Source organism: Sphingomonas sp. HMP6, from assembly GCF_013374095.1.
Lineage (GTDB): Bacteria > Pseudomonadota > Alphaproteobacteria > Sphingomonadales > Sphingomonadaceae > Sphingomonas.
In genome coordinates this window covers 1,975,180-1,992,598 of record NZ_AP022672.1, presented here as the reverse complement: position 1 = coordinate 1,992,598, position 17,419 = coordinate 1,975,180, and the positions used below count along the sequence as shown (strand labels likewise).

15 protein-coding genes are annotated in these 17,419 nt (G+C 65.5%); 11 read left to right on the top strand and 4 right to left on the bottom strand.

All coding sequences use genetic code 11. The features are described 5' to 3' along the window. Positions 1-68 precede the first annotated feature (68 nt). The 10 genes from ku to HMP06_RS09820 all read left to right on the top strand — a co-directional run bounded on the left by ku (position 69) and on the right by HMP06_RS09820 (position 11,754). Positions 69-935, top strand: a complete 867-nt coding sequence (gene ku / locus HMP06_RS09865; protein WP_176496937.1) for a non-homologous end joining protein Ku — start codon at positions 69-71, stop codon at positions 933-935. Beyond that, positions 928-3,471, top strand: coding sequence for a DNA ligase D (ligD, locus tag HMP06_RS09860; RefSeq protein ID WP_176496936.1), 2,544 nt, complete (start codon positions 928-930; stop codon positions 3,469-3,471). Before ku ends, ligD begins: the two co-directional genes overlap by 8 nt. A gap of 73 nt (positions 3,472-3,544) precedes the next feature. Further along, entirely contained in the window at positions 3,545-6,016 is a 2,472-nt protein-coding gene (locus HMP06_RS09855) for a circularly permuted type 2 ATP-grasp protein (RefSeq protein ID WP_176496935.1), read from the top strand. Beyond that, positions 6,013-6,897, top strand: a complete 885-nt coding sequence (locus HMP06_RS09850; protein WP_176496934.1) for a transglutaminase family protein — start codon at positions 6,013-6,015, stop codon at positions 6,895-6,897. The genes HMP06_RS09855 and HMP06_RS09850 overlap by 4 nt, the downstream gene beginning before the upstream one ends. Positions 6,898-7,022: 125 nt before the next feature. Then, complete coding sequence (locus HMP06_RS09845; RefSeq protein WP_197940677.1) at positions 7,023-7,499, top strand: BLUF domain-containing protein; 477 nt, start codon at positions 7,023-7,025, stop codon at positions 7,497-7,499. A gap of 84 nt (positions 7,500-7,583) precedes the next feature. Next, entirely contained in the window at positions 7,584-8,504 is a 921-nt protein-coding gene (locus HMP06_RS09840; protein WP_176496933.1) for a DnaJ C-terminal domain-containing protein, read from the top strand. Between the two features lie 22 nt (positions 8,505-8,526). Further along, positions 8,527-9,486: a YihY/virulence factor BrkB family protein gene (locus HMP06_RS09835; RefSeq protein ID WP_176496932.1), complete on the top strand. Its 960-nt coding sequence runs from the start codon at positions 8,527-8,529 to the stop codon at positions 9,484-9,486. Between the two features lie 8 nt (positions 9,487-9,494). Then, positions 9,495-10,286, top strand: coding sequence for an enoyl-ACP reductase FabI (fabI, locus tag HMP06_RS09830; RefSeq protein WP_269473429.1), 792 nt, complete (start codon positions 9,495-9,497; stop codon positions 10,284-10,286). Next, positions 10,286-11,353: a chorismate synthase gene (gene aroC, locus HMP06_RS09825; RefSeq protein WP_176496930.1), complete on the top strand. Its 1,068-nt coding sequence runs from the start codon at positions 10,286-10,288 to the stop codon at positions 11,351-11,353. The genes fabI and aroC overlap by 1 nt, the downstream gene beginning before the upstream one ends. 104 nt (positions 11,354-11,457) lie before the next feature. Next, positions 11,458-11,754, top strand: coding sequence for a hypothetical protein (locus tag HMP06_RS09820; protein ID WP_176496929.1), 297 nt, complete (start codon positions 11,458-11,460; stop codon positions 11,752-11,754). A 64-nt stretch (positions 11,755-11,818) separates the two neighbouring features. Here the strand turns inward: HMP06_RS09820 and HMP06_RS09815 are convergent, their stop codons facing one another. Then, positions 11,819-13,108: an adenylosuccinate synthase gene (locus HMP06_RS09815; RefSeq protein ID WP_176496928.1), complete on the bottom strand. Its 1,290-nt coding sequence runs from the start codon at positions 13,106-13,108 to the stop codon at positions 11,819-11,821. Positions 13,109-13,363: 255 nt separating this feature from the next. Here HMP06_RS09815 and HMP06_RS09810 point away from each other — a divergent pair, with 255 nt between their 5' ends. Continuing rightward, a complete protein-coding gene (locus HMP06_RS09810) occupies positions 13,364-14,173 on the top strand; it encodes an alpha/beta fold hydrolase (protein ID WP_443026512.1) in 810 nt (269 codons plus the stop codon). A gap of 1 nt (position 14,174) precedes the next feature. Here HMP06_RS09810 and HMP06_RS09805 read toward each other — a convergent pair whose 3' ends face one another. The 3 genes from HMP06_RS09805 to serA form a co-directional block, all read right to left on the bottom strand. After that, on the bottom strand, positions 14,175-15,281 hold the full coding sequence (locus tag HMP06_RS09805) for an ATP phosphoribosyltransferase regulatory subunit (RefSeq protein ID WP_176496926.1): 1,107 nt from the start codon (positions 15,279-15,281) through the stop codon (positions 14,175-14,177). Continuing rightward, entirely contained in the window at positions 15,278-15,676 is a 399-nt protein-coding gene (locus HMP06_RS09800; RefSeq protein ID WP_176496925.1) for an endonuclease domain-containing protein, read from the bottom strand. The genes HMP06_RS09805 and HMP06_RS09800 overlap by 4 nt, the downstream gene beginning before the upstream one ends. A 63-nt stretch (positions 15,677-15,739) precedes the next feature. Further along, complete coding sequence (gene serA, locus HMP06_RS09795; protein ID WP_176496924.1) at positions 15,740-17,317, bottom strand: phosphoglycerate dehydrogenase; 1,578 nt, start codon at positions 17,315-17,317, stop codon at positions 15,740-15,742. Positions 17,318-17,419 lie beyond the last annotated feature (102 nt).

The following is a 17,419-nucleotide window of genomic DNA, read 5'->3' as shown; positions in this document are numbered from 1 at the left end:
AACGACTCTGCCGCTCGCGAATTGAATCGGCCGTGCAACGATGATGTGCGCGAACAGGGACAGCAAAAATGGCCGCACGCGCTTATTGGCAAGGACAGATCCGGCTCGCGTTGGTGTCGATTCCGGTGGAAATCTATTCGGCGACCAAATCGGGCGCGGCGATCAGTTTTAAGCAAATCCATGAGCCGAGCGGCAAGCCGATCCATTACGACAAGGTCGTCACCGGCGTCGGCCCGGTCGACCCGGACGAGATCATGAAGGGCTTCGAATATGAGAAGGGCTCCTACGTCCTGCTCGAACAGGACGAGATCGACGCGGTGAAGCTCGAATCGAAGAAGACGCTCGAGCTGACGCAGTTCGTCGATGCCAGCGAGATCGACGTGCTGTATTACGAAAAGCCCTATTTCGTCGTGCCTGCCGACGATCTCGCCGAGGAAGCGTTTATCGTCCTGCGCGAGGCGCTGCGGCGGACCAAGAAGGTTGGGCTCGGGCAGCTCGCGATGCGCGGTCGCGAATATGTCGTCAGCTTGAAGCCATGCGGGCGCGGCATGGTGCTGGAAACACTGCGCTACGCCGACGAGGTGCACAAGGCGCAAGGCTATTTCCGCGACATTCCCGACGACAAGCCCGACGATGATTTGATGGACTTGGCCGAAGCGCTGATCGCCAAGAAATCGGGGCCGTTCCACCCGCAGGACTTCCACGACCGTTACGTCGATGCCTTGCGCGACCTGGTCGAGCGCAAGCGGAAGTCGAAAGGCGGCAAGATCATCGAGGACAAGGGCGACGATGCGCCCGCGAAGGGGTCGAACGTGGTCGATCTGATGGCCGCACTCAAGAAATCGATGGGATCCGCTACACCTGCCAAAGCGGAGGAAAAGCCCGCAGCGAAGAAGGCTCCGGCCAAGCGCGCACCGGCGAAAAAACGTGCCTGAGATCGATCCCCTCGCCAAATACAACGCAAAGCGGGACTTCGCGAAGACGGCGGAACCGGCGGGAACACTCGAACCCGGCCACGGCAATCGCTTCATCGTGCAGAAGCACGACGCCTCGCGCCTCCACTGGGATTTCCGTCTCGAAGTGGACGGCGTCCTGAAAAGCTGGGCGGTCACGCGCGGGCCGAGCATCGATCCCGACCAGAAGCGCCTCGCCGTCCGCACCGAGGACCATCCGATGTCCTATGCCGATTTCGAGGGCACGATCCCGGCGGGCGAATACGGCGGCGGCACGGTGATGCTGTGGGACAGCGGCACCTGGTCGCCGATCGCGGGCAAGTCTGCGAAGGATATCGACAAAGGCCATCTCCACTTCGTGCTCGATGGCGAGCGCATGAAGGGCGAGTGGATCCTGATCCGCCTGAAACCGCGCTCGGCCAAGGAAAAGGGCGAGAATTGGCTGCTGCGCAAGGTTGAGGATGCGGAGAGCGGCGGGACCGATACGTTGGTCGAGACCGGGCTGACCAGCGTCTCGACCGGGCGCACGATGGTGGAAATCGCCGAGGGTAAGAAACCCAAATCCTCCCCGGCACGGGGAGGGGGACCATCTGCTCCTTCAGCAGATGGTGGAGGGGGTTGGCCGGCAGCGCGGCGCTCGCGGCGAGCCCCCTCCACCACTCGCCTGAAGAAGGCGAGCGGTCCCCCTCCCCGTGCCGGGGAGGAGCCAAAATTCCAAGACCCGCAACTCTGTACGCTCGTGGACTCCGTCCCCACCGGCAGCCAATGGCTCCACGAAGTGAAATACGACGGCTACCGCGCGCAAATCGCGGTCGCCAAGGGCAAGGCCACCGTCTTTACCCGCTCCGGCCTCGACTGGACCGACAAATTCCAGGCCATCGCCGACGCCGTCGCGAAACTTCCCGTCAAGACCGCGCTGATCGACGGCGAGATCGTCGCGTTCAAGGACGGCAAACCCGATTTCTCTACACTCAAGAGTGCGATTGCGAATGGCGAGGACATGACCTTCTTCGCGTTCGACTTGCTCGAACAGGATGGCGAGGATTTGACCGGCCTCGCCAACCTCGCGCGGAAAGAACGGCTCGCGCCGCTGATCGACGGCAAGGACGCGCGCGTCCAATATTCCGACCATATTATCGGTCAGGGCGATCAATTGTTCGAGACGATGTGCCGCGAAGGTTATGAAGGCGTCGTGTCGAAACGGGCCGACGCCCCGTACCGCGGCAAGCGCACGCAAGCGTGGCTCAAGATCAAATGCACGCAGCGCCAGGAATTCGTCATCGTTGGCTGGACCGCGAGCACCAAATCGCGCGGGTTCGCTTCGCTGCTGCTTGGGCTGAACGGCCCCGACGGGCTGGTCTATGCGGGCAAGGTCGGCACCGGCTTCGACACCGCTACGATGCTGGACCTTCAGGAGCGGCTCGCCAAGATCGAGCGCACGACCCCCACCGTAACCGCCCCCCGTGCGGCGGTGAGGGGTGCGCATTGGGTCACCCCCAAGCTGGTCGCCGAAGTCGCCTATGCCGAAACCACGCCCGACGGCGTGCTACGGCATTCGAGCTTCCTGGGCCTGCGCGAAGACAAGAAAGCGAGCGAGGTCATCGCCGAAACGCCAGTGGCGGTCGCGCTCGAAACACCCGAAATCCACATCAAAGTCAGCAGCCGCGACCGCGTGATCTTCCCAGAATCGAACATCACCAAGGGCGAACTCGCCGATTATTATGCGGCGGTGTCGGGCATCATGCTGCCGTGGGCGGGCAACCGCCCGATCAGCCTGGTTCGCTGCCCGCAAGGCCGCGCCAAGGCCTGCTTCTTCCAGAAACATGACGCGGGCAGCTTTGGCGGGAGCACAGGGGGCGAACATGTTCACAAGGTCGCGATCCGCGAGAAAGACGGGTCGACCGAAGACTATCTCTATGTCGACGATGCCGACGGACTCATCGCCTGCGTGCAGATGGGCACGATCGAGTTCCACGGCTGGGGATCGTCGGTCGCAACGCTCGAACAACCCGACCGGATGGTGTACGATCTCGACCCCGATGAGGACCTCGGCTTCGATATCGTCAAAAAGGCCGCGGTCGATTTGAAGGAGCATCTCGCCGAGCTCGGTCTCGTCAGCTTCGCGATGCTGTCGGGGGGCAAAGGCGTGCATGTCGTCGTGCCGCTGACGCCCAAGGCGGAATGGCCCGCGGTCAAGGATTTTGCCGACCGCTTTGCCCGCGCGCTGGGCGAGGCCGAACCCGATCGCTTCGTCGCGACCATGTCCAAGGCCAAGCGCAAAGGGCGGATCTTCATCGACTGGCTGCGTAATCAGCGTGGGAGCACGGCGGTGCTGCCCTACGTGGCCCGCGCCCGCCCCGGTGCCCCGGTCGCCGCACCTGTCTCGTGGACCGAGTTGCGCGATATCGAGACTGCGGGGCGCTGGAGCGTACGCGATGCCGCCGAACTGGTCGCGCGCGCGGCCTCGCGCGATCTTGCCGGGTGGGGCATCGCCGATCAGGTCCTGCCCGATCTCTGACATTTCCCCTGTTGCACGTGCGAAGCGATTGTGGCCATGTCGCGCCGACGCTGGCGGGGACTGAAACATTCGAATGGCAACAGCTGTCGCCCCCTCATTGCTCGACCACGCCACGCATGCCGCGCGCTGGATCTCTGACTATCGTGCACGGACCGCGAGTGGCGACGTACTGAGCGACGATCCGTCCTGGAGCACGATGTTCGAGGAACTGGCAGCAGTCGCGGGCGACGATCTCGGACAGGCGCGCGACCGCGTCCAGCGCCATGCCGAGGACATTGGGACCGGATTCCGCATCATCGGCGAAAGCGAGGAACGCCCCTGGCCGCTGTCGCCGATCCCGCTGATGATCGCGGCGGAGGAATGGCGCACGATCGCGGCGGGAATCGTGCAACGCGCCGACCTGCTCGAACATGTCATCGCCGATCTGTATGGCGATGCGACGTTGGTTGCGCGCGGCCTGATCCCGGCGGCGTTGGTCGGCGGATCGCCTTTCTTCCTGCGGCCGATGGCGGGGCTGGTGCCGCCGGGCGGGCATCACCTGCAATTCATCGCGGTCGATCTCGGGCGCGGGCCCGATGGCGAATGGCGCGTGCTGGCCGACCATCTGCGTAGCCCTGCCGGGGCGGGCTATGCGCTCGAAAACCGGCTGGCCATCGCGCGCACGCTGGGCGGGTTGCAAGCGCGGCTAAACGTGCAGCGCCACGCATCCTTTTTCGCGGCGTTTCGCGATGGCCTCGCTGCCGCCTGCCGCCGGGTCGAGCCGCGGATCGGGCTGCTGACGCCGGGGCGTTACTCCGCAAGCTATGCCGAGCAGGCGCATTTGGCGCGCTATCTCGGCTTCCTGCTGGTGGAGGGCGCCGATCTCGCCGCGCTGGAGGACAAGCTCTATATCCGCACGATCGGCGGGCTGAAGCGGATCGATGCGCTGTGGCACCGCGTCGACCCGCGCTTGCTCGATCCGCTGGCGTTCGATTCGCATTCGCACATCGGCGTGGCCGGTCTGATTGATGCCGCCGCCGCGGGGAATGTCGTGATTGCAAACGTGCCGGGCGCGGGCGTGCTCGAATCGGCAGCGTTCGGCGCATTCCTCCCGCGACTTTGCGCATCCGAGACCGGGCAGGAGTTGATCCTGCCCAATATCGCAACGTGGTGGTGCGGTCAGGACCAAGCGTGCGCGAGCGTGATCGAGAATTTCGACCATTTGTTGATCGGCCCCGCGTTCGGCGTCGCCCCGCTCGGCTTGCCAGACGGGATCGCGCTCCCCGGCGTCGACATCACCGGCCCTGCACGCGCTGCCCTGATCGACGACATGCAGCGCCGCCCGCAGGATTATGTCGGGCAGGAAATCGTCCGGCTCTCGACCATGCCGGTCGTCACCGACACCGGCCTTGCCGCGCGGCCCTTCACCTTGCGCGTGTTCGCCGCGCGCGGCAGCGATGGCGCGTGGACCGTATTGCCCGGCGGTTTCGCGCGGATTGCGGAGCATCCCGATCCGCGCGCGTCGGTGATGGGCGAGGGGTGCTGGTCGGCCGATGTCGTGGTGCATGGGGGCGAGGAAGTCGCGCCGATGTCGCTGCTCCCCCCCGCCGATACCGTCCACGTCCGCCGCAACCCCGGCACGCTGCCCAGCCGCGTCGCCGACAATTTCTTCTGGCTCGGACGCTATCTCGAACGCGGCGAGGCGCTGCTTGGCGTCATCCGCGTGATGCTCGGCAATTCGATCGACGCCGATGCGGGTGCGGCACTCGCCTCGGAAACAGTCGGGCGGCTGGTCGGGCTCGTGGTCAACGCCGGCGGCGCGCCGCATCCGCCGTCGCTGCGCCGTGCCGATCTGTCGGCGTTCGCGCGTACCGCGATGGAGGATGGAGACTGGCACAGCGTTCGCGCGATCAACCGCCTCGCGCGTGGGATCGGGCAGGGCTCGCGTGATCGGCTCGCGGCGGATGTCGTGCGGCTGCTTGATGCGCCTTACCCTAGCAAAGGTGTGATGCTCGAACGCGCCGGATCGCTGCAGCGCCGCTACGCCGCACTGTCGGGCCTCTCGGCCGAGCATATGGGGCGGACCGCCGCGTGGCGCTTCCACGATCTCGGGCGCCGGCTGGAGCGCGCGCAGACGGTGACGCGGGCGGTGCGGGCGTTCGGCATGGCGCAAGCGAGCCTCGACGATCTCTCCACCCTGCTCGATCTCGCGGACAGCCAGATCAGCTATCGCCAGCGCTATCTGACCGGCATCGCGCGGGTGCCCGTGGTCGATCTGGTCGCACTCGACCCCGGCAATCCGCGCTCGCTGGCGTTCCAGATCTGCCGGATCTGCGAGCATTTGGCGGCGTTGCCGGTGCTTGAGGATGACGGGATGGAGGAGCCGCAACAAGCGCAGGGCAGTGTGCTGACCGCGATTGTCTCGACCGCGACGGCGGCAGCGCTTGACGCCGAGGTTTTGGGGGATGTCGAGCGGCGGTTGTTCCAATTGTCGGAGGCGATTGCCCGGCGCTATTTCCTGCAGGGTGCCGAACCGCTGCGGGCGGCAGGGATGACACTCGCTTGATCTACGAAATCCGCCATATCACCCGCTTCGATTACGGGGCGAACGTCAAGTTTGCGCGCTGCAACCTGCGCCTCAAGCCGATCCACTGGTCGGGACAGGATCTGCTCGATTACCAGCTTACCATCTCGCCCTCGGGCCGCGTATCCCCAGCGCGGGCGGAGGCGGGGCTCGCCAATGTCATGCGGATGGTGGTGGACGAGCCGGTGCGGCATCTGACGATCGAAAGCGTGTCGCGCATCGCGGTCGACCGCCCCGTGCCGATGCCCGCGAACGGATCGCCCGCGCTGGCTGAGATCGCCGCCGCCGCGCGCGCCAGTCGCGATCCGTCGCCGGCTGGCCCGGCCAGTTACCTCTTCCCCTCGCCGCTGATCCCGCTCGACCGCGATATCGCGCAGTGGTGCGCGCAGGATCTGCAGCCCGACCGCCCCGCGCTCGACGCCGCGATCGCGCTGGCGCAGCGCATCCAGAACGATTTCGCGTTCGATCCCACCGCGACCCTGGTCGACACCCCTCCGCACGAGGCGTTCATGAAGCGCGGCGGCGTGTGCCAGGATTTCGCGCAGATCATGATCACGGGCCTGCGCGCGGCGGGCCTGCCCGCGGCCTACGCCTCGGGCTATATCCGCACGATCCCGCCACCGGGGCAAGCGCGGCTGGTCGGCGCAGATGCGACGCACGCCTGGGTGCTGCTATGGTGCGGCGCCGAACTCGGCTGGGTCGGGGTCGATCCGACCAACGGCATCTGGATGGCGGGCGACCACATCGTGATGGCAATCGGCCGCGACTATGGCGAAATCGCGCCGATCGACGGCGTCGTGTTGGGTTCGAGCGCGCAGAAGATGGATGTCAGCGTCGATGTCGCGCCGGAGATGGTGGGGTAGGGGTAGGGGTAGGGGTAGGGGTAGCGGGGCCTGCAATGCTTCCTTATCCAAATCAGAAAGATGCGCTAACCCGGTGCCGACCCACCGGATGGCACGGCCCGCCCGCCACAGATAAAACGAGCCAGATGATGTTTGATGAATTCGGTTTTCCAGGCGACACAGACCTGGATCACGCCGCGCCCCTTCTCGAAACCTTTGTATATTGCAGTCGTGCCGCCGAAAGCGTCGACGACATGGAAGTCGACCGCCTCATCGAATGGGCTCAGCGGAGCAATGCCGACCGCGGCATCACCGGCGTGCTGGTTTTTGGCAGTGGCATTTTCTTCCAATGGATTGAAGGGCCGCCTTCGCAGGTGCAGAATTTGATCGCGAGCCTTCATGGCGATCCGCGCCATCACGACATCGTCGCGCTGGACCGGAGTGTGGAGAAGCGCGACCGTCTGTATCCGAATTGGGAGATGGAGCGGGTCGGGCCCGACCAAATCCGCACGGTGTTGCAGGATGCGCTCGACAGCGCCGAAGACGAAAAGAACATCGCGGCACTGAAGCGGATTCTCGGGCATCTCGATTCGAGCCCGCTGGATACCCTTGGGCGAAAGTAGGGAGCACAGCTGTTGCTCGCACCCCCGCGTTGCACTCTCGGTGCCGATCCCCCAAATAGGCGGCACAGGACATTGGGGTAAAACGTGGCCGATCCGTATACGACATTGGGCGTCGCCCGCACCGCAACCGAAGCGGAGATCAAGAAGGCGTATCGCAAGCTTGCGAAAGAGCTGCATCCTGACAAAAACAAGGACAATCCCAAGGCGAGCGACCGCTTCAGTTCGGTCACCAACGCCTATGATCTGCTGAACGACAAGGACAAACGCGCGCGCTTCGATCGGGGTGAGATCGACGGCGACGGCAATCCGACCTCGCCCTTCGGGTTCGGCGGCGGTGGCGGCAATCCCGGCGGCTTCCGCCCCGGCCCCGGTGGCGGCGGTTTTCAGGCCGACGGGCCAGACCTCAGCGACATTTTCGAGAATATGTTTTCGAGCACCGGGCGCGGCGGTTTCGCGGGTGGCTTCGGGCGTGCCCGCGAAAAGGGCGGCAACATCCTCTACAAGCTCGACGTGGCGTTCATCGATGCGGTGACCTCCAAGCCGCAGCGGATCACGCTGGGTGACGGCAAGACGATCGACCTCAAACTGCCCGCCGGGCTCGAAAGCGGCGCGCAGATGCGGCTAACGGGCAAGGGCCAGCCGGGGCCGGGCGGCAACGGTGACGGGATCGTCACGCTCACCGTCCTGCCGCACAAATTCTTCGAGCGCGCAGGCGACGATGTCCGGCTCGACCTGCCGATCAGCCTGTCCGAGGCGGTGTTGGGCGCGAGCGTGCGCGTCCCGACGCCCGAGGGCGCGGTGATGCTAACGGTGCCCAAGGGGTCAAGCTCGGGCAAGACGCTGCGGCTGCGCGGGCGCGGCTTTCATCGCAAGGACGGAACGCGCGGCGATCAGCTCGTCACGCTGATGGTCGATTTGCCGGTCGATGACGACGCGCTGATCGAATTCGTCACGGCGTGGAAAGACAAGGACTTGCGGAACCCGCGCGGCGGGCTGGGCGTCTGACGCCCGCAAGGAGCCTGCGTCGATGAGTGATATTTCCCCCGTCTCGCCCGAAGAGCGTGCTGCGCACGGCGAAGCGGGGGTACAGCCCGACGACGTGCCGCCCGCCGCGCGGCTGCCGATGCGGGCGTGGCAGGTATTCCGCCGCGTCGTGATCGGCGTGTTTTCGGACGGGTTCATCCACGCCGGCAACCTCGCCTATCTTGCGCTGCTGACGGTGTTTCCGTTCTTCATCCTGGCCGCAGCGATCGCGTCTTTGCTTGGCCAAAGTACCGAGACCCAACGCGCGGTCGCTTCCTTCCTCCACGTCCTGCCGCCCAATGTCGGTGAGCTGCTCGAAAAGCCGATTCACGACGTGCTGGCGGCGCGCACCGGGTCTTTGCTGTGGATCGGCGGGATCGTTGCCTTATGGTCGGTCGGCAGTTTCGTCGAGACGATCCGCGACATTTTCCGCCGCGCTTACGGGGTCAAATCGAGCAAGCCGTTCTGGCATTATCGGCTGAGCTCGATGCTCGTTATCGTCGTCTCGGTGGTGGTCGCGCTGTTCTCGTTCCTGGTGCAGGGTCTGCTCACCGCCGCAGAGCGCTTCGTCTATGCGCTCCTCCCGTTCGCGCAGGATGTCGCGGGGTGGATCGGCCTGTCGCGGATTGTGCCCGGTCTCGTCATGTTTATCGCGCTGTATATGCTGTTCTTTTCGGTCACCCCGTCAAAGTACCGCTTGAGCAAATGTCCCAAATGGCCGGGCGCGCTATTCACCGCCGCGTGGTGGGTGTCGATCACGGCTTTGCTGCCGATCATCCTGTCCTCGCTGTCGGATTACAGCCTGACCTATGGCAGCCTGGCCGGGGTGATCGTGGCGCTGTTGTTCTTCTTTTTGGTGGGGCTGGGCATCGTCTTTGGTGCGCATTTGAACGCGGCACTGGCGGAACCCCCCGAACCGGGAGTAGAGACCGCGCGGAAACTGACGGAGGCGACGAGCGCGTGATGGAATTGATGGCAGGCAAACGCGGGCTGATCATGGGTCTCGCCAATGATCGCTCGCTCGCCTGGGGCATTGCCAAGAAGCTGAGCGAGGCGGGGGCCGAGCTGGCGTTCAGCTATCAGGGCGAAGCGATGGAAAAGCGCGTGCGCCCGCTTGCCGAGCAGCTTGGAGTCGCCCGGTTGTTCGATTGCGACGTGGCGGACATGGGCGCGCTGGACGCCACGTTCGAGGCGCTGGCTGTGGAATGGCCGACGATCGACTTCGTCGTCCACGCGATCGGCTTTTCCGACAAGAACGAGCTGCGCGGCGGTTATGTCGACACCAGCCTCGACAATTTCCTGATGACGATGAACGTCTCGGTTTATTCCTTCGTCGCGGTGTGCAAGCGGGCGGCGGCGATGATGCCCAATGGCGGTGCGTTGCTGACGCTCAGCTATTATGGTGCTGAGAAGGTCATCCCGCATTACAACGTTATGGGCGTGGCGAAGGCGGCGCTGGAGACAAGCGTGCAATATCTCGCGGTCGATCTGGGCCGGGACAACATCCGCGTCAACGCGATCTCGGCCGGGCCGATCAAGACACTGGCCGCGAGCGGGATCGGCGATTTCCGCCTGATCCTCAAGTGGAACGAGCTCAATTCGCCCTTGAAGCGCAACGTCACGATCGAGGATGTCGGCGGTGCGGGGCTGTATCTTTTGTCCGACCTTGCAAGCGGCGTGACGGGCGAAACGCATCACGTCGATGCAGGCTATCACGTGATCGGCATGAAAGCCGAGGACGCGCCGGATATCGCGCTGGCCTGATGAGCTTCAACACCTTCGGCCACCTCTTCCGCTTCACGACCTGGGGCGAATCGCACGGTCCGGCGATCGGCGCGGTGGTGGACGGGTGCCCGCCGGGGATCGCTATCAGCGAGGACGACATCCAGCCTTTCCTCGATCAACGTCGCCCCGGCACCTCGCGCTTCACCACGCAGCGGCAGGAGCCGGACCAGGTCCGCATCCTGTCGGGCGTGTTCGAGGGCAAGTCCACCGGCACCCCGATCAGCCTGATGATCGAGAATGTCGATCAGCGCTCGAAGGACTATTCGGAGGTCGCCAAAGCCTACCGCCCCGGCCACGCCGACTATGCCTATGACGCCAAATACGGTTTCCGCGATTATCGCGGCGGCGGGCGCTCCTCGGCGCGTGAGACGGCGTCGCGTGTTGCTGCAGGCGCGGTAGCGCGGCTGGTCATCCCCGAAGTGACGATCACCGCGTGGGTTGAGGCGATCGGCGGCGATGCGATCGACCCGGCCAATTTCGATGCGAGCGAGATCGATCGTAACCCCTTTTTCTGCCCCGACGCCGCCGCCGCGGCGCGGTGGGAGGGATTGGTCGACACCGCGCGCAAGGCGGGGTCTTCGCTCGGTGCGGTGATCGGCTGTTCCGCGACTGGCGTCCCCGCCGGATGGGGCGCGCCGCTCTATGCCAAGCTCGACGCCGATCTTGCGGCGGCGTGTATGGGGATCAACGCGGTCAAGGGCGTGGAGATCGGCGATGGCTTTGGCGCGGCGATCTTGCGGGGCGAGGACAATGCCGACGCCATGCGCCCCGGCGCTGACGGCCCCGAATTCCTCGCCAATCACGCCGGCGGCATTGCCGGTGGTATCTCGACCGGGCAGCCGATACGCTTACGCGTCGCGTTCAAGCCGACCTCGTCGATCCTGACCCCTGTCGAGACGATCGACCGGAGTGGAGCCGCGACCGAAATCCTGACCAAGGGTAGGCACGATCCGTGCGTTGGGATTCGTGGCGCACCGGTGGTAGCGGCGATGGTAGCGCTGGTTCTGGCGGACCATAAACTCCGGCATCGCGGGCAAGTCGGATAACCCGGCAATCCGTTCTGCTGAAGGGATAAAAGGAGCGACCGCACGATTTATGGTGCGTTGTTAGGTGCGACCTCGATGGTCATTGTACCGAAAGGACTATTTTTATGCGTATCGCACTTCTGGCCGGCATAGCCGCTGCCACACTCTCGACCGCAGCACTTGCCCAGACCACGGCACCCGCCCCTGGCGAGCCGCAAACGATGCCGACCGCACCAACGACCACCCCTGCGCCCACGACGACCGACGTCCCCCCGAGCACGATCCAGCAGCCGACCCCGACGTCGCCTGATCCGATGGCAACACCGACCACTTCGCCCGCGGATCAGACCATGACGACGCAGACCCCGGGCGAATCGACGACCACCACGACGACGAAGAAGACCAAAAAGAAGCCGATGTAATCGGCGCCTGGCGGATTATGCGTTTGGCCCCGGTCCTGCACCCGCAGGGCCGGGGCTTTTCGTATCAGTCGGCGAAGGGATCGCGCACCAGGATCGTGTCCTCGCGTTCCGGGCTGGTCGAGACCAAAGCGACGGGGCAGCGGATCAGCTCTTCGATCCGGCGGATGTATTTGATCGCCTGCGCCGGCAGATCGGCCCAGCTGCGCGCACCTGCGGTGGTTTCCTGCCAGCCCGGCATCGTCTCGTAGATCGGCACCACGTCGGCCTGGTCGGCGGCATGCGCCGGATAATAATCGAGCGTCTCGCCACGCAGGCTGTAGCCGGTGCAGATCCGCACTTCATCGAACCCATCGAGCACGTCGATCTTGGTCAGCGCGATCCCGGTAATGCCGCCGACCGCCGCCGATTGCCGCACCAGTACGGCGTCGAACCAACCGCAGCGCCGCTTGCGACCCGTCACCGTGCCAAATTCATGGCCGCGCTCGCCCAGCCGTTCGCCGGTCGCATCCTCGAGCTCGGTCGGGAAGGGGCCGGAGCCGACGCGGGTCGTATACGCCTTGGCGATGCCGAGCACGAAGCCGACCGCACTCGGCCCAAGGCCCGATCCGCCCGCCGCGGTCCCCGCGATCGTGTTTGACGAGGTGACGAATGGATAGGTCCCGTGATCGACGTCGAGCAGCACGCCTTGCGCGCCCTCGAACAGAATCCGCCGCCCGCGTGCGCGAAGGGCATTGAGATCGCGCCACGTCGGCTTGGCGAACGGCAATACGAACGGCGCAATCTCGCGCAGCTCGGCGATCAGGGCTTCGCGGTCTACCGGCGGCTCGCCAAAGCCAGCGCGCAGCGCGTCGTGGTGTGCGGTCAGCCGATCGAGTTGCGGCCCGAGCGCGTCGAGATGCGCGAGGTCGCAGACGCGGATCGCCCGCCGCCCGACCTTGTCCTCATACGCCGGACCAATCCCGCGCCGCGTCGTGCCGATCTTGCCAGCGCCGCTTGCATCCTCGCGCAGCGAATCGAGATCGCGGTGGAAGGGGAGGATCAGCGCGCAGGTATCCGACACCATCAGCGTGTCAGGCGTGATCGTCACGCCTTGCCCGCGCAATTTCTCGACCTCGGCCTTCAGCGCCCACGGATCGAGCACCACGCCATTGCCGATCACCGACGGCGTCCCGCGCACGATGCCCGAGGGCAGCAAGGAGAGCTTATACACCTTCTCGCCAACGACGAGCGTATGCCCGGCGTTGTGCCCGCCCTGAAAGCGCACGACGACATCGGCGCGCTCGGCGAGCCAGTCGACGATCTTGCCTTTGCCTTCATCGCCCCATTGGGCGCCGATCACTGCTACGTTGGCCAATTGTCCACCTTTCAGGGTGTGCCGGAAATCGGCCTTTCCCTAGGTAGAGCGGGCGCAAGCGTCCACCCCCTACAATCTGTTACACTTGATCGTTTGACCCGGTTTGCTGGGCCACGATAGCTGGATGCGTAACGATCGAGGGACGCCGCCATGATCCGCCTGCTTGTGCCCGTGCTTGTCGCCGCCATCGCTTTCACGCCTGCCGAGGCACGCCAGAGCTTCCGCGAACGGATCGCGCAGCGGATGGAGCAGCGCATGGAGGGGCGGACGCAGGAGGCCCCGGTGCCCGGCAAGACCGACATCGCTTATGGTGCCGATCCGCTCCAGCATCTCGATTTCTGGCGTGCAAAGGCGCCCGACGCACCGCTGGTGATCTTCGTCCACGGCGGCGGATGGAAGCGCGGCGACAAGTCGAACACCACCGGCGCGGCCAAGGTCTCGCATTCGCTCGCGGCGGGGTACGCCTTCGCGTCGATCGATTATCGGCTGGTTCCTGCCGCAACGGTCGAACAGCAAGCGCAGGACGTCGCCGATGCGGTGGCCGCGCTGCGCGGACAAGCCGCGAAGCTGGGGTTCGACCCAACCCGCATCGTGCTGATGGGGCATAGCGCGGGTGCGCATCTGGCGGCGCTGGTCGGCACCGATCCGCGCTACTTCGCCAAGGCCGGAATGAAGCCCGCTGCCGTGCGCGGCGTGATCCTGCTCGACGGGGCGGCGTATGACGTGCCGCGCCAGATCGCCGAGGGCGGTAATTTCATGCACGACACCTATGTGCAGGCGTTCGGCAGCGATCCCGCCCGGCAGAAAGCGCTGTCCCCGACCTTTCAGGTCGCCGCACCCAATGCCCCCGATTTCCTGATCCTCCACATCGCGCGCGACGACGGCACGGCGCAATCGACCGCGCTCGGCGCGGCGCTGCGCGCGGCAGGCACACCAGCCGAGGTGAAGGCGGTCGAGGGCAAGGGGCTGCGCGGCCATATGGAGATCAACCGCAAGCTCGGCGAACCCGATTATCCCGCAACCGCGCTGGTCGATGCGTATCTGAAGCGCCACTTCGTGCGGTAGGTTAGAGCGACCGTGCTTCGCCGTCCGCCAGCAAGTGCGTGCAAAGCTGCGCCTTAGGCGTATCGCCAGCCTCCAGCGCCGCGACCGTGACCCAGCCTTCGCCGCGCATCCTTGCCGTCAGCGCCGGATCGGTGCCGAGCGGCACGAACAGGCGGCGGCGGTCGGTGTCGGCAAGGCCCGCCGCGACGATGGCGTCGGCATAGAGCGAGAAGCCGACGGCGGCTTCCTCCGCGCCGTCTTCGTGCAGGATCGTATAGGTGCCGCCGCGCCCGATTTCGCCGCGTAAGCCCCCCGCGAAGATCGAGAAACCGAGCCAGCTCTGGAATTCGAAGCCGTGCCGCTCGGTCGGATCGAGCGTCAGCGCGACGCGGCCCTTGAGGCCATCGGCGATCTGCCACAGCGCATCGAGCCGCGAGGTCAGCGCCCCGCCCGCATCGAACGCACACAGCCGGTCATGCGCCTCGAAGAAGGGGCCAGCGGCGGCAATGAGCGGGAGATAGGCCGGGGCGATCGCCGCGACGCCGCCCGCATCCTTGGCGTCGAGTCGGTCGCGCAACGCTTGGATTTGCGCCGGATCGACCGGGAACGGACCGCCCGCCAGCACGTCGATCAAATCGGGCAGAGTAAAATCGATCGACACGTCGGCGACGCCCGCCGCGGTCAGCGCCGCGACCACGACTTCGACGATCTCGCGCGCGGCGGCGACGGTGTCGAGCCCGATCAGTTCACAGCCGATCTGGCGCATTTCACGGTCGGGCGAGAGCTGCGAGGCGCGCAGTTTCAGCACGGGGCCAGCATAGGACAACCGCACCGGGCGTGGGTGGTGCGCCATCCGCGTTGCGGCGATGCGGCCGATCTGTGCGGTCATGTCGGGCCGGATCGCCAGCGTCGCCTGGCTCACCGGATCGACGAAGCGCACCGCATCCTGCGCGCGCGCCGCTTTCAGGCGCCCGGCGAGTCCTGCTTCGAATTCGGCCAGCGCCGGATCGGCGCGTTCATAGCCATGCGCATAGGCCGTGCCGAGCACCGCCTGTTCGAGTCGCGCGGCGGCATCGGCGAAAGGGGGGAGCCGGTCGCGGAAACCGGTGGGGAGGAGAGCGGTGGTCATCGAACGTCCTTCTCCCTCTCCCCGTCGGGGAGAGGGCCGGGGAGAGGGGCAGTACCAAGCGCAACGCTGATTGCTTCGAGAACGCCACCGAGATTTCCCATCACGTCGGCGTTGGAGAAGCGGATCACGCAATACCCTTGGTTTTCCAGCCACGCAGTGCGGCGGGCATCATAGGCTCCGTCGCTTGCGTGGGTATCGCCGTCAACCTCGATCACGAACTTTCGCGAGCGCGCGACGAAGTCGGCAATGTAGGGGTAGATGACGACTTGGTGGCTGAACTTGATGGCCTCGAAGCGCTTGGCGCGGAGATTGTACCATAGGCGTGCTTCTGCCGGGGTGGGATTGCTGCGCATGTATTTGGCGCGCGCGAGCAACTCTTTATTGGTTTGCGGCACGGCCCCTCTCCCCGGCCCTCTCCCCTGAGGGGAGAGGGAGAAGAAGAGGCTACCGTCGCCTGCTTAAAACGCCAAGCCCATCGCGGTCTTCACGCCAGCCAGCGCGCGGACCTTGGCGAGGAGCTCCGGTGTCACCGCATCATCGACCGAGAGCAGCAGCACCGCCTCACCGCCGGCTGAGCGGCGACCGAGGTGGAAGGTGCCGATGTTGACGCCTTGTTCGCCAAGCAACGAGCCCAGGCGACCGATGAAGCCCGGCGCATCCTCATTGACGACATACAGCATGTGCCCGGCAAGATCGGCCTCGACCTTGATCCCGAACAGCTCGACCAGGCGCGGCGCGGCATCGCCGAACAGCGTGCCCGCGACCGAACGCTCGCCGGCATCGGTCTTGACCGAAACGCGCAGCAGCGTGTGGTAATCGCCCTCACGCTCGGTGCGGACTTCGCGGACTTCCATGCCGCGTTCCTTGGCGAGGACGGGCGCGTTGACCATGTTCACCGTGTCGGTCTGCGTACGCAGGAACCCGGCAAGCACGGCAGAGACCATCGGCTTCTGGTTGAGCTCGGCGGCGGCACCCTCGCTGTGGATCGAGATGCGACCGATCGACCCGGTGGTGAGCTGCCCGACCAGGCTGCCGAGCTTCTCGGCGAGCGCCATGTACGGCTTCAGGCGCGGCGCTTCCTCGGCGGAGAGCGACGGCACGTTGAGCGCGTTGGTGACTCCGCCCGACATCAGATAATCCGACATCTGCTCGGCGACCTGGATCGCGACATTGACTTGCGCTTCGTCAGTCGAGGCCCCGAGATGCGGGGTCGAGACGAAATTGGGCGTGCCGAACAGGGGCGATTCCTTGGCCGGTTCCTGCACGAACACGTCGAGTGCGGCACCGCCGATATGGCCCGAATCGAGCCCCGCCTTGAGCGCTGCCTCGTCGATCAGCCCGCCACGCGCGCAATTGATGATGCGCACGCCCTTTTTGGTTTTGGCGAGATTTTCTGCCGACAGGATGTTGCGCGTCTGGTCGGTCAGCGGCGTGTGGAGCGTGATGAAATCGGCACGCGCGAGCAGATCGTCGAGCTCGACCTTCTCCACGCCGATCTCCACCGCGCGTTCGGGCGACAGGAACGGATCGAACGCGATCACCTTCATCCGCAGCCCTAGCGCGCGATCGGCAACGATCGAGCCGATATTGCCCGCGCCGATCAGGCCGAGCGTCTTGGACGTGACTTCGACGCCCATGAAGCGGTTCTTCTCCCACTTGCCGGCCTGGGTCGAGGCGTCGGCCTCGGGAAGCTGGCGCGCGAGGGCGAACATCAAGGCGATGGCGTGCTCGGCGGTGGTAATCGAATTGCCGAACGGCGTGTTCATGACGACCACGCCCTGCGCCGATGCCGCGGGGATATCGACATTGTCGACGCCGATCCCGGCGCGGCCGATGACCTTGAGGTTGGTCGCAGCAGCAAGGATCGCCTTGGTCACCTTGGTCGAACTGCGGATCGCGAGGCCGTCATAGTCGCCGATGATCGCGATCAGCTCTTCCGGGGTCTTGCCGGTGATCTCGTCGACCTCGACGCCGCGTTCGCGGAAGATCTGGGCGGCTTTGGGGTCCATTTTGTCGGAGATGAGGACTTTTGGCATGGGGAGTTCCTTTCTTTTCCCCTCTCCCCGCAGGCGGGGAGAGGGCAAGCGAGCGCAGCGAAGCGCGGGAGAGGGGAAGTGGGATACGGGGAGGGTGGCGTG

What these genes read in the sequence shown, in the direction of transcription:
- aroC (WP_176496930.1), top strand. Translation starts at nt 10,286, where the DNA reads ATGAGCTTCAACACCTTCGGCCACCTCTTCCGCTTCACGACCTGGGGC.
- HMP06_RS09845 (WP_197940677.1), top strand. Translation starts at nt 7,023, where the DNA reads ATGATGTTTGATGAATTCGGTTTTCCAGGCGACACAGACCTGGATCAC.
- serA (WP_176496924.1), bottom strand. Translation starts at nt 17,317, where the DNA reads ATGCCAAAAGTCCTCATCTCCGACAAAATGGACCCCAAAGCCGCCCAG.
- HMP06_RS09855 (WP_176496935.1), top strand. Translation starts at nt 3,545, where the DNA reads ATGGCAACAGCTGTCGCCCCCTCATTGCTCGACCACGCCACGCATGCC.
- HMP06_RS09810 (WP_443026512.1), top strand. Translation starts at nt 13,364, where the DNA reads ATGGAGGGGCGGACGCAGGAGGCCCCGGTGCCCGGCAAGACCGACATC.
- HMP06_RS09805 (WP_176496926.1), bottom strand. Translation starts at nt 15,281, where the DNA reads ATGACCACCGCTCTCCTCCCCACCGGTTTCCGCGACCGGCTCCCCCCT.
- HMP06_RS09820 (WP_176496929.1), top strand. Translation starts at nt 11,458, where the DNA reads ATGCGTATCGCACTTCTGGCCGGCATAGCCGCTGCCACACTCTCGACC.
- fabI (WP_269473429.1), top strand. Translation starts at nt 9,495, where the DNA reads ATGGCAGGCAAACGCGGGCTGATCATGGGTCTCGCCAATGATCGCTCG.
- HMP06_RS09835 (WP_176496932.1), top strand. Translation starts at nt 8,527, where the DNA reads ATGAGTGATATTTCCCCCGTCTCGCCCGAAGAGCGTGCTGCGCACGGC.
- ku (WP_176496937.1), top strand. Translation starts at nt 69, where the DNA reads ATGGCCGCACGCGCTTATTGGCAAGGACAGATCCGGCTCGCGTTGGTG.